We start from the raw sequence: 13,150 nt of genomic DNA, 5'->3' as shown, positions 1-13,150 counted from the left end.
AATGAAAAATATAATATTAAACAGTACCATATCAAACTATATATTACTTATTTTAAAAATAATATTATCTTTAATGTTAGTTAGAATAATGTTTCTTGGAATTTCCAATGAGGAGTATGGCTTTTGGGCACTTTTATGGAGTGTTTTTGGGTATTCCTTACTACTTGATTTTGGTTTTGGAACAGCAGTTCAAAAAGCAACTAGTGAATCCCAAGCAAAGAATAATTGGAAAAGTTTTAATGAAACTATATCAACAATTTTCTTTTCATATATCTTTTTATCTTTTATAATTCTTATTGTAACTGTTTTATTAGCTCAGAATTTAGAGAAAATATTTGTATTTTCATCTGCTGACACAATTGAATATTATAAAACTACCTTTTATATTTTTGGAATAGGATCTGCACTTCTTTTCCCTTTTGGTTTTTTCAAAGAAGTATTAAGAGGTTTACAAAAGATCACATTAAGAAATAATATTGATATTGTATTTTTAGTATTAAATTTTGTTTTATTAAGTCTTTGTATTTCTTATGGGTATTCACTTATTTATATGGCGGCTATTGCAATTGTTATTCAGTTTTTAACAAATGTTTTTATGGCTATTTATGTATTCAAAAATATTCCTAGTCTGAAAATATCATTCTCTTTTTTTAAGAAAAAAAGAGTTTATGAACTTATGAGTTTTTCAATATTTGCATATATTGTAATGTTCTCAAATGTTATTATATTTAGAACAGATCAATTAGTAATTTCTATGTTCTCAACTGTAGCTTTAGTTGGGGTTTATCAAATTGTATCTAGAGTATCTGAACTTTTTAGACAGTTCTCAACACAAATACATGATATTTTAGGTCCCTTGTCAGCTTCTTTATTTGTTACGAATAAACATGATGCTTTACAAAACACCTTACTTCATACTAATAAAATTGTAGGTTTTATATCCACATTACTTTTTATTCCTACTTTTTTATATATTGATAAATTATTGTATTTTTGGTTAGAAATTGAAAGTATTGAAGTTGTTTATACTGCAATGGTATTACTAGTTTCAATGTATGTTTTAGTGTTTTTTAGAAGTAGTTCAGTTCAAGTTTTATTAATGTGTGAAAGACATAAAGAGCTTACCGTAGTTGCCATATTAGAGGCTATTATGAATTTAGTACTAAGTATTTATTTAGTTCAAAAGTATTCAATAATAGGTGTTGCTTTAGGTACTTTGATCCCTAATATTTTCTTTGCAATTATTTATAATATACCAGTATCTTGTAAGTTCTCAAAAATATCAGTTTTTTATTATTTAAAAGAAGTGGTATTTAAAACTATAATTTTAGGTTGTATTGTTTACGGTGTATTTTATATATTTACTTCTTCTAGTATTAATAGTATTTTAGACTTACTTATATACGGTTTATTATGTGTTAGTTGTTTTACAATATTGTATTATATTTTTATGAATGAGATAGATAAAAAGGAAATAAAAAAGTTATTAATAAATAAAATAAAAACTATTTAATTTAATTAATGTATAATTATTTTAGAAGGAGTATTTTATGTTTATAAATATAAAAAATGAAAAAAATAAATCTGTTGTTTCTTTTATTGATTGCGATAGAATTGATACAACAAATTTAAAACTAATAAAAGAACAATTGACTCCAGTTATATCTGAAATAAGTGGTAGTTCAAAAAAAGATGAACAGGTATTAGATTTTTATAATATAAATTTTATTGATAGTTCAGGTTTAACAATGATTATTAATCTTTACAAAAAACTTTTAGAACATGATAAAAGTTTAAAAATCATAAATGTTAATGAGATTGTATTTAATATATTTGATGTTACAAAGTTAAATACATTCGTAGATGTAAGTAGATAATATTAAGGATTTTTCATGAATTCATCTTCTTCAAATTTTATTTTTTCTAGTGAATTATCAAATATTCCAAAGGTATTTGATTGGTTAGAATCAAAATTATTTAAACTAATTAAAAATCAAGATAAAAAAAATACTTTATCTCTAGTAATTCAAGAAGCATTAGCTAATGCAATAATTCATGGAAATAAAGAAAATAAAGATAAAAATGTAACTTTATCTTATTGTATTGATAAGTCACAAATTAGTATTGAAGTTAAAGATGAAGGTGAGGGTGTTGCTATTGAAAACAAACAAAAAGATAGTGAACATATAAAAACAGAAGATTTACTAAAAGATTCTGGAAGAGGTATTATTTTGATGAAACATTTTTGTAAAGATGTAATCTTCAAAAAAAATAGTATCAAACTTATTGTGGAGTTATAAATGGATGATATTACAGAAATTAAACTTCTCTCTAAAAATATAAAAGTTTTATATGTAGAAGATAATGAAATTGCTAGAGCAAAAACACATAAACTATTAAGTCGAATATTTGATGATATAGAAGTTGCTGTAAATGGAAAAGAAGGTTTGTTTTTATATATGAAATCCAAACATGACTTGATTATTAGTGATATTATTATGAATATCATGGATGGTTTAGAAATGGCAAGAATTATTAAAACTGTAGAGATTGAACAAAGTATAATATTTTTATCTGCATATACAGAACAAAAGTTTTTAACCAAAGCTATTGAATTAGGTGTTGATGGTTTTGTTTTTAAACCTTTAGATGTAAATAAATTTTATTTTACAATTAAAAAAACTATAAAACATATTCTATTAAAAAGAGAAAATATAGAATATAAAGAAAATTTAGAAAAGCTAGTAGAAGAGCGATCTGCTGATTTACTAGTTAAAAATTACGAACTTCAAAAAATGGTAGAAGAAGTAAAAAAAGGTAATAGATTAAAAGAAGAGATGCAAGTAGCTCAACAAGTACAAGTGAATTTCTTGCCTAAAGAACTTCCTACTGTTGCTAAAATGAATGTTTCAACTTTTTTTGAAGCAGCTGAGTATGTTGGGGGAGATTATTATGATTTATTTGATTCCAAAGATGGAGCTATTAATATTATAATTGCAGATGTTTCTGGACACGGAGTTGGTCCTGCTATTACTATGAGTACCTTTAGAGGAGTTTGTAGATCTATTCTTAGTTTAAATATTAGTTTTGATGAACAAATACTTTTGATAAATAATCTTATGTGCGAAGACTCAAAACATAGTGATTTTTTTATCACAGCCTTTTTCATAAAATATTATGAAAAAGAGAATAGGTTCGAGTACATAAGTACTGGACATAATGAAGTTCTGTATTTTACAAAAGAAAAAAACAGAATGGAAAAACTAAAATCAACTGCAATTCCATTGGGTGTGTTCTCTGATACTAAATATAAACCTGTACATAAAAAACTGCAAAAAAATGATTCTTTGATTTTATATACAGATGGATTAATCGAAGCCAAAAATAAAGCAGGGGAAATGTATACTTTAGATAGATTAATTGATATTAGCCATAACTCAATAGATCTAGATGTAGATGAAATACTTGTTAATATACAAAGCTCACTAAATGAATTTATTGAAGATGAACCTAAAACAGATGATACTACTGCTTTAGTTGTAAAATTCTCTTAATTAATCAAGAGTTTTAATATCTACAAGTTCTATTCTATTACAATCTTTTTTGAATAATTTTCTTGAAGCTGCATTCTCTTCTGCTAAAGCTAGAATATCAGCAAAATCATCTTTTAAAACTTCAAAAGTATAATACTCTTTAATTGTTTCAATTTTAAAAGTATCTTCTATCTCTTTTGGACATACTAAATCAATATTTCTAAAACCTTTTGCAAATTCACTTTTAATTAACTTGGCTATTTTTTCGTTTTTTAAAAGTTGAGATAAACTAATCTCTTTATTTACGTCATTTTTACATAATAACTTATATGTAATTTCTATTTTTCCATTCACTTGAATTTCCTTATCATTTATAGGTTTGACCTTTGTATTTCTTATAATTATAGTAAAAAAAATAGAATCAATAAGATTTTATGGCAAATTGTAATAATTTTTTGAACTTTTTTCATAATTGCATTTTATTTGCATACAAGTACGCGAAACTCTCTATTATAAAACGGAGGTGTATTATGGTAAATGTAATTTTATGTGGTGGAAATGGTACAAGATTGTGGCCAATTTCTAGAACACACATGCCAAAACAATTCACACAATTAATAAGTGAATACTCACTATTTCAAGATACTATATTAAGAAATAGTAAATTAACAAATAAGTTTTTGATTGTTTGTAACGAAGACCATTATTTTATGGCTTTAGATCAAATTGATGAGATTAAAAATCTTCTTCCTTCAAACTTTAAAGTGGAGTTTATTCTAGAATCAGTTGGTAGAAATACAGCAGCTGCAATCATAATCGCCTCTTTACATGTTCAAGCAAATGAGACAGTTTTTGTAACTCCTTGTGATCACTCAATTTTAAATATTGAGAATTATGAAGCAAGTGTATTAGATGCAAAACAGTTTGCAATGGATGATTATATTACTCTCTTTGGAATTGTTCCAACATATGCAGAAGTTGGTTATGGTTATATAAAAGCAAAAGATGAAATGGTTAATTCTTTCCATGAAAAACCAGATTTAGAAACTGCACATAAATTTGTAGATTCAAAAAAATATCTTTGGAATAGTGGAATGTTTTGTTTTAAAGCAAGTGTTTTACTAAATAGTGTACGAGAGTTTGCTTTAGATATTTATGAACCAGCTATTTATGCTTATAGTAGTGCAAAAACAAAAAGTGTAATTAGAATAAATAAAGAACTTATGGAAGATATTCCTGCTGTTAGTATTGATGTTGCTGTAATGGAAAAATGTTTTAATCTAAAAGTAGTAAGAAGTGATATTGGCTGGAGTGACTTAGGAAGTTTTTGTTCAATTTATAAAGCTTTAGAAAAAGATGAAAACAATAATGCAGTTAAATATACTACAGATGAACCTCTTTTATTAAATTCAAAAGATAATCTTGTTATCTCGAATCATAAAAAAGTAGCTTTAGTAGAAGTTGAAAATCTAGCTATTGTAAATACTCCGGATGCCTTACTTATTGTTAATAAAGAGAAAACACAAGATGTAAAAGAAGTGGTATCACAATTAGTAAAAGAGGGTTCAACTTTAGCAATAGATCATCCACTGGTTCACAGACCTTGGGGAACTTATAATGTTATGGAAGAAAAAGCAAATTATAAATTCAAAACTATTCTTGTAAAACCTAAAAAAAGATTATCTTTACAAAAACATTTCCATAGAAATGAACACTGGATTGTGCTTAGTGGAACTGCAACTGTAACTATAGGAAAAAATAAAAAATTAGTTAGAGCTAATGAATCAGTTTATATTCCAATGGGTAAAAAACATAGATTAGAAAATGAAGGAAAAATTGATTTAGTTTTAATTGAAGTGCAAGTAGGTGAGTATCTTGAAGAAGATGACATTGTTAGATACGAAGATGATTATAAAAGAAAATAATTGAGGTGCAAAATGAAAGCGATGATATTAGCAGCAGGAAAAGGAACAAGAGTTCGTCCAATTACTAATGATACTCCAAAACCAATGATACCCCTTCTTCAAAAACCGGTATTGGAATCAATAATTGAACATTTAAAAACTTGTGAAATTGATGAAATCATAATTAATACAAGTTATCTATCATCTAAAATAGAGAATTATTTTGGAAATGGAAGTCGTTTTGGAGTGCAAATAGCTTACTCTTTTGAAGGTGAATTACAAGAAGATAAACTTATATCTAAAGCATTAGGTAGTGCAGGTGGTATGAAAAAAATCCAAGAATTTTCATCTTTTTTTGATGATACTTTTGTTGTTTTATGTGCTGATGCTCTAATTGATTTAGATATTAAAAAAGCTATAGATATTCATAAAGAAAAAAAATCAATGGCAACAATTGCTTTAAAAAAAGTTCAAAAAGAAGAAACTAATAAATATGGAATAGTAAAGCTTGATGAGAATGATAAAATTCTTACTTTTCAAGAAAAACCAGATGTAAATGAAGCTCTTTCAACTTTAGCCAATACAGGTATTTATATTTTTGAACCAGAAGTTTTTAATTATATTCCAAAAGATAAAGAGTTTGATATTGGAGGTGATTTATTACCTTTACTTGCAAAAAGAGAACTTAATATTTATGGGGTAGATATTCCGTATGAATGGGTAGATATTGGTAATGTAGATGATTTTTATGATGCAACTTGTAAGATTTTATCAGGAGAAATTAAAGGTTATAACATTAATGCAAAAGAGGTTAAAAAAGGCATATATTTAGGTCTTAATGTAAAAATTGATTTGGAAAAAGTAAAAATAATTCCTCCTGTTTATATTGGATCTTCTTCTTGTGTTGAAGATGGAGCTGTAATAATTGGTCCAACAATGATTGGTTCAAATTGTAAAATTAGCCAAAAAGTAATACTTCGAAAATCAATTATTGATGATTATAAAAGTATTAATTCCTTAGCCAGAATAAATGAAAAGATTCTTTTCTCTGATTCTATTATTGATTTAGATGGCACAGTTACTAATACTAAAGAAAGTGATATGACATGGTTGATTGATGATACTCGTAGAAAATCAGAAGAAACAACTTTAGAAACTAGTATTAATAGTTTATTAAAGGAAAGAAGTTCAAAATGAAAACTCTAAAATTATTATATATAGACACTCCTTTTATTGGATTTGATTCAGGGGATAAAAATAGAAGTAAATTTTTGTATGAGTCCTTAGTGAAAGATTATAATACTGATGTTTTTTTAATTAAAAATGCAGAGTATTCAAAAGAACTTTTATATTCTCATAGAAATGATAATAGATTATTTACAATAAAAAATATAAAACAACCTTGGTATAAAAGCCAAGCAGTTTTAAATTTTGATAAACAAAATCTAGATAAATTAAAAAATATTATCCTAAAAAATAGTTATGATGTATGTTTTTTAAGACTATCTTCTACTGCTAAAATTGCTGATTTTATTAAAAGTATTAATCCAAAAATAAAAATCATTATTGATGTAGATATGCTTTTTTCAGAGATTTCAAATGCTGCTTGGAATCAAAATAAATCAATTAAAAATAGATATCATTTTTTTGAATATTATAAATTGAGTTTCTTTGAAAAAAGACTATTTAATAAAGACTATAATTTTTTATATACAAATAAAAACGAATTAGAACTTGTTAAAAATAAATATAATATCAAAAACAATGATAATCATTTTGTTTTACCTAATGTAATTAATAAAATTAAAGTAGATGAATCAAAAAAAATTAAAGATAAATATATACTTTTTTATGGAGTACTAAATTCAACTGCAAATTTAAGTGCATACACATATCTAATTGAAAAGATATATCCTTTATTAAAATTCTTTTTAAAATCTACAGATACAAAGATCTATATTGTAGGGAAAAATGCTACACCTTTACATCAAAAGAAATATGAAAATATTAAATTAATAGGGGAAGTTGATGATATTGCTTCTTATATAAAAAACTCACTATTAGTACTATTTCCTTTGACAGTTGCATCTGGAACATTAACTAGAATACTAGAAGTTGCTAGTTTAAAAAAATCTATTGTTGCCACAAGTAGAGCTGCAAGTGGTTTAGACTTAGAAGGAAAAATATTCATAGCTAATAAAGAAGATGAAATTGCTGGAGATATTTTAACAATTTGTCAAAATAAACAAACAAAAGAAAAATATGAAAACATAGCTTTCAAATATGTTTCTAATAATTACTCTTTCTCAAATGTACAAGAAAAACTCTCTACTATTATAAAAGATATTACTAGTAAAACAAGTGTTCTTCATATTCCAAGAAGATTTACAAAATCCCACTGGGGCGGAACTGAAAATGTTGTAGTATCAATTGCTAATGGTCTAAAAAACTATGGTATTAAATCAAAAGTTATTACAAGTGATATTCTAAGTGATAAAAAAGAAGAAGTAATAAGTAATATAAAAGTAAAAAGATTTAGTTACTTCTATCCATATTTTAATTTATCAAATAAAAATAAAAATAGTTTAGATCTAGTTGGAGGAAACTTGTTTTCTTGGTCACTTTTTTATTATCTATTTTTTATAAAAGATGTAGATTTAATTCATTTACATACAGCAAAAAGAATGGGTTCTATTGCTAGAACTATTTGTAAAATAAGAAAGATACCTTATATTGTTACAATACATGGGGGCTTATATGATATTAATCAGAATGAAGCCAAAACAAGAATGCAACCTACACAAAACTCTTTTGAATGGGGAAAAGTATTAGGCTTTTTATTTGGTTCAAGACGAGTATATGATGATGCTTCTTCAATTATTACGTTAAATAAAAAAGAGTATGAAAATACAAAAAAGAACTATCCAAATAAAGATGTTTATTTATTATCTAATAGTGTGAACATAAAACAATTTCAAATACAAAAAGATGAGACTTTCAGAAATAGATATTCAATAGATGAAGATAAGTTTGTATTTTTATCTTCAGCTAGAATTGATAAACAAAAAAATCAACTTTTAATTTTAAAGGCTTTTAAAAACCTATTAGAAAAAAATAAAAATATACATCTCTTATTAGTTGGAAATATAACCGATGAAGATTATCTAAATGAATTAAAAGAGTTTATCTCTTTTGAGAACTTACAGGATTTTATTACAATAATTACAGATTTAAAACCCAATAGTTCGGAATTGATAAATACTTATTTAAATAGTAATGCTTTTGTATTAGCTTCTACTCACGAACCTTTTGGAATAGTAGCTTTAGAAGCATGGGCTAGTAAACTTCCTTTGATTCTTAGTAGTGTTTGTGGTATTTGTAATGTAATAGAAGCTGAAAAAACTGCATTGGTTTTTGAAAATGAATCTTTACTTTCATTAGAGAAAAATATGAACAAAATCCTTTTAGATGAGGACTTGAAAAATAGACTAATTACTAATGCTTCACTTGAAGTATTAAACTATGATGAGTCTTTAATTAATAAAACTCTTTCAAATATTTATGATAAATCTATAAATTCTAAGAAGTAATTTATAGACTCTCATATTGCAAACTTTCTGCAACTTTAGTAGTTAAACTAAGAAAAAAGATTAGGAGCAAGTTATGAGAGTTCTATGGATAAATCAAAAAGCTACTCTTCAAGGTGGAGCTGAACAGTATATTTATAATACTGCGGATGAGATGAAAAACTTCGATATTCAATCTTCTTTATTATATGACGCAAATGAAGATGTACACAATGAATTTCTTGATATGTTTGATGAAGCTTTTCCTATACTTAATGTATATGATCAAATAATAAATATTCAACCAGATGTGATTTATATTCATCAGTTAGATGATGAAAGTATCTATAAAGAGATTATAAAAACTAAAATACCTACTGTTAGATTTTTTCATGATCATAAACTATTTTGTTTAAGAGAGCACAAATATACAACACTTGGCAAAAAGACTTGTACTAAAAAGTTAGGTTTAGGTTGTTATGGATGTTTAGGTTTTGTAAATAGATCAAACTCAGCTTTAGGTTTTTCTATTCAAACTCTTGGAAAACTAGAAAAACTACAAAAAGTAAATAAAGAGTTAAATCACTTTATTGTGGCTTCTGAGTATATGAAAGAGCATTTAGAATTACATGAATTTGACAATGAAAGTATTACTGTAAATCCATTATATGCTGCTAAAAAGTTTGAATATTCAACAAATACTAATTTCACAGCTAATAAAACTTTACTTTTTGTTGGGCAATTAATTAATGGAAAAGGATTAGATGCCTTACTTAAGTCAATGCATAAAATAGATGAAGAATATAATCTAGTAGTTGTAGGTGAAGGGAAACAAGAAGAGTATTTCAAACATTATTGTAAAGAGCTAAAAATTGAACATAGAGTTACTTTTGTTGGAAAATTAAACCATGAAGAACTAATGGAATACTATAAAAGAGCTTACTGTTTAGTTGTACCAAGTAGAGCTCCTGAAACTTTTAATTTAGTAGGAATAGAAGCTCAAAAAGTTGGTTTACCTGTAATTGCTACAGCAGTTGGTGGAGTATCTCAATGGTTAAAACATGATGTTAATGGATTACTTGTTTCTCCTAATGATATAAAAGATTTACAAGAAAAAATCAACTTATTAATTGAAGATAAAAAACTACACCAAAGAATATGTTTTAATGTATTAAAAACTAGTATTTATGAACATGATAGTGCTGCTCATACAAGTTTATTAATAGAAACATTCCAAAATAAATTAGGAGTTGAATATGTCTAGTTATGGGAGACTTACCGTAAAGGGAAGCAAAGAATTTGATGAAAAATTAGGAAAAGTTTTAGATGATATTTCATTAGATGTTAAAACTTTAATATCAGAAGATTTATATGAAGCTGTGATTCTAATTGGTGGTTATGGTAGAGGTGAGGGTGGTGTTGTAAAAGTTGAAAATAGAGAGTACCCACATAATAACTTTGACTTTATAGTTGTTTCAAAAAATATTACAAAAGACGAAGAAGTATTATTATCTGATATGTGTAAAAGTATCTTTGATAAACATACTGAATCTTTAGGGATTTTTGTTGAATTCACAGTAATTAGTGCTTCTAAACTTTTAAATATTGATCCTTTAGTTATTACATATGATATGAAATATGGTCATAAGCTAATTGCAGGAAATAGTGATTGTCTAAGTAAAAATACTAATTTTGAAGTAGAAACTATTCCTTCTTGGGATATTAGAAACCTAATTGTAAATAGAGGAACTTTATTAATTATAAATGATTTGATTTTAGAAAAAGAAAATTTAGTTTATAAAGATAAAAAAACTGTAATAAAGCATTGGATAAAAGCAATTATTGGTTATGGAGATGCTTTACTGTTTTATCTTGGACAGTACCACTATAGTTATGTTGAAAAACAAAAAAGAATGAAAGCTCTAAATAATATTGATCCTAAATTCAAAGCTTTATATGATAAAGCAATGGAGTTTAGATTCCAACCAAATTATGAAAGATATGATAAATTTAATATTAATAAATATCACCAGTTTTTAAAAAAAGAGCTAACAAAAATACATTTTTTATGTGAATCTTTAGCTTTAGATAATGTTGAAATAAACTCTAAAACGTATATTACAAAAGCAATAAATCAATCATTAATTGATACATCTACTCTAAAAGGTAATATCAAAAAGATTTTATTTTTAGTGAAAAAAACACCAAAAATTTCAGGCTTTAGTTTTGTAGAAGACCTAAAATATAAAATGCTTGGAGTGAAAGGAATGATGCCCATTTTATTTCCTTTTATTGCTTATGGAATTAAAGGTAAAGAGTTTGATGGGATTGTAAGAGATTTTTTCCAAACAAATAATGATGATAAAAATTTAAAAAATCAATATTTAACTTATTGGAAGAATTATGTTAATAGTAATTTTATTAGAGAAGATTTTGGAATATAAAGGATAAATTATGATTTGTTTAACAGGTGACTTACATCATATGAGTTTAAATACAGGAAATCAACAACACAGTTATATTAGCGAAATGAAAACAGCTATATTATTTCTAAGACTTTTAGAGGTTTACGATATTAAAATGAATTATTTTATCACTGGTAAATCTTTTGAAGAAGAGTGGAGTGATGTAAAACAGATAGTATTTAATCCTTTAATAGAAGTGGGTGGTCATAATTATGATGCCTTTGAAAATGAGTTTTTCCATAGAGTTTGGAATAAATTAACAAAAAATTATAATGGTCCTAAATGGTATCAACGAAATGATACTTTAAAGACAATAGAAATTATAAAAGAAAAAACAGGAAGAGATATAAAAGTGTGGAGAAACCATATGTATATGCATGGTGAAAATACAGAAGAAGTACTTTTTGATGCTGGAATACAAATCTGTTCTGATGGAGTTAAGAAAGCTTCAAATGAACCATCTTTACATAAAACAGGAATTTATAATTTCCCTATTAATATTATTCCAGATCACGAACATTTAATTCATGCAGAGAGAACTCCTCAATGGATTGAGAAATGGCAAAAAAGATATAACTGGAGTGATGATTTTGGTAAAGAGTCTTATTATGTGGAAACATGGGCAAATCTAGTTTTAGAACAATTAAAAGATAGAGAAGCTAAAGGGCTCGTATCAAATGTAATCATACATCCTATTACTATGTATTTATGTGATAACTTTAAACAAGTAAAAAGAATTTTGGAATATATTTCTACTTGTGAAACTGTACATATGAGTGAACTTGTAAAGGCTAAATCATGAAAAATATAGAAACAACAGTGATTGTTCGAACAAAAAACAATTCGGATATTATTTCAAAAACCCTAAAAGCTTTGTTTTCTCAAACATATAAAGATTTTGAATTATTAATTGTAGATTCTGGTTCAAGTGATGACACGCTAAAACAAGCTGCTTTTTATGAACATAAGTTAATAGAAGTAAAAGCAGAAGATTATCATCCTGGAATCGTATTAAATAACGCAGTATCAAAAACAAAAACAAATCTAATTGTATTTTTAAACTCAGATACAGTGATGTTAAATAAACACTGTTTATTAAATCTAATTAATGAACTAAAAAAAGAGCAGGTAAGTGCCGTTTTTGCTAGACAAATTGCAAGACCAGAAGCAAAACCTTGGGTAAAAAGAGATTATGAATTAGCTTTTCCAAATAAATCAAATGCTCCTACTTGGATGTATTTTTCACTACCTTTATCAGGAATAAAAAAAACAGTTTGGCATAAAAATCCTTTTTATACAAAAGCATGGGCTTCAGAGGATACAAAAATGGGTTATGATCTAAGAAATAAAAATCTTGTAGTTAAATATGTAGCTAATGCACTTGTTATGCACTCTCATAATTATACTTTAAATCAAATATATAATAGACGATTTGTAGAAGGGGAAGCAGATGCTTTTATTTTTGATAATAAATTTAGTATTTATAATATGTGTAAATCCTATGCAGCTTCGCTTTTTAATGATTTCAAATATCATATAAAAACTTGTGAATATTGTGAGTTTACAAAAGCAATAATTAGAAGATTTATTTATCAATATGCATATTATAAAGGTCATAAAAATGGTCAAAGCAGAAAGATTTTAAAACAAAAAGCTACTTATGGAAACTATCAATAGGAGTT

At 25.7% G+C, this 13,150-nt stretch carries 12 protein-coding genes; 11 read left to right on the top strand and 1 reads right to left on the bottom strand.

Annotated elements, in window-relative coordinates; translation table 11 throughout:
- Nucleotide 1: 1 nt before the first annotated feature.
- From ALEK_RS11765 to ALEK_RS11750, 4 genes are read left to right on the top strand one after another with little or no spacing between them, the layout of a single operon-like run.
- On the top strand, nucleotides 2-1,513 hold the full coding sequence (locus ALEK_RS11765) for an oligosaccharide flippase family protein (protein ID WP_071627683.1): 1,512 nt from the start codon (nucleotides 2-4) through the stop codon (nucleotides 1,511-1,513).
- Nucleotides 1,514-1,550: 37 nt separating this feature from the next.
- A complete protein-coding gene (locus ALEK_RS11760) occupies nucleotides 1,551-1,877 on the top strand; it encodes an STAS domain-containing protein (protein ID WP_071627682.1) in 327 nt (108 codons plus the stop codon).
- Nucleotides 1,878-1,892: 15 nt separating this feature from the next.
- Nucleotides 1,893-2,300, top strand: coding sequence for an ATP-binding protein (locus ALEK_RS11755; protein WP_071627681.1), 408 nt, complete (start codon nucleotides 1,893-1,895; stop codon nucleotides 2,298-2,300).
- A complete protein-coding gene (locus ALEK_RS11750; protein ID WP_071627680.1) occupies nucleotides 2,301-3,554 on the top strand; it encodes a SpoIIE family protein phosphatase in 1,254 nt (417 codons plus the stop codon).
- On the opposite strand, the gene ALEK_RS11745 is transcribed toward ALEK_RS11750, so the two are convergent.
- A complete protein-coding gene (locus ALEK_RS11745; protein WP_071627679.1) occupies nucleotides 3,555-3,887 on the bottom strand; it encodes a hypothetical protein in 333 nt (110 codons plus the stop codon). It lies immediately after the preceding gene.
- A gap of 176 nt (nucleotides 3,888-4,063) precedes the next feature.
- Between ALEK_RS11745 and ALEK_RS11740 the strand changes: the two genes are divergently transcribed.
- The 7 genes from ALEK_RS11740 to ALEK_RS11710 all read left to right on the top strand — a co-directional run bounded on the left by ALEK_RS11740 (nucleotide 4,064) and on the right by ALEK_RS11710 (nucleotide 13,145).
- On the top strand, nucleotides 4,064-5,458 hold the full coding sequence (locus tag ALEK_RS11740) for a mannose-1-phosphate guanylyltransferase/mannose-6-phosphate isomerase (RefSeq protein ID WP_071627678.1): 1,395 nt from the start codon (nucleotides 4,064-4,066) through the stop codon (nucleotides 5,456-5,458).
- A gap of 12 nt (nucleotides 5,459-5,470) precedes the next feature.
- Complete coding sequence (locus ALEK_RS11735) at nucleotides 5,471-6,634, top strand: nucleotidyltransferase family protein (RefSeq protein WP_071627677.1); 1,164 nt, start codon at nucleotides 5,471-5,473, stop codon at nucleotides 6,632-6,634.
- A complete protein-coding gene (locus tag ALEK_RS11730; RefSeq protein ID WP_071627676.1) occupies nucleotides 6,631-9,027 on the top strand; it encodes a glycosyltransferase in 2,397 nt (798 codons plus the stop codon). Before ALEK_RS11735 ends, ALEK_RS11730 begins: the two co-directional genes overlap by 4 nt.
- Before the next feature lie 73 nt (nucleotides 9,028-9,100).
- Nucleotides 9,101-10,267, top strand: a complete 1,167-nt coding sequence (locus ALEK_RS11725; RefSeq protein ID WP_071627675.1) for a glycosyltransferase family 4 protein — start codon at nucleotides 9,101-9,103, stop codon at nucleotides 10,265-10,267.
- Nucleotides 10,260-11,447, top strand: a complete 1,188-nt coding sequence (locus ALEK_RS11720) for a hypothetical protein (protein WP_071627674.1) — start codon at nucleotides 10,260-10,262, stop codon at nucleotides 11,445-11,447. The genes ALEK_RS11725 and ALEK_RS11720 overlap by 8 nt, the downstream gene beginning before the upstream one ends.
- 10 nt (nucleotides 11,448-11,457) lie before the next feature.
- Nucleotides 11,458-12,270: a polysaccharide deacetylase family protein gene (locus ALEK_RS11715; protein ID WP_071627673.1), complete on the top strand. Its 813-nt coding sequence runs from the start codon at nucleotides 11,458-11,460 to the stop codon at nucleotides 12,268-12,270.
- Nucleotides 12,267-13,145, top strand: a complete 879-nt coding sequence (locus ALEK_RS11710; protein ID WP_071627672.1) for a glycosyltransferase family A protein — start codon at nucleotides 12,267-12,269, stop codon at nucleotides 13,143-13,145. Before ALEK_RS11715 ends, ALEK_RS11710 begins: the two co-directional genes overlap by 4 nt.
- The last annotated feature ends 5 nt before the right edge of the window (nucleotides 13,146-13,150 follow it).

The organism is Poseidonibacter lekithochrous (genome assembly GCF_013283835.1).
GTDB lineage: Bacteria > Campylobacterota > Campylobacteria > Campylobacterales > Arcobacteraceae > Poseidonibacter > Poseidonibacter lekithochrous.
The sequence above is the reverse complement of the archived record's forward strand: the minus strand, read 5'-3'. Positions and strand labels throughout refer to the sequence as shown.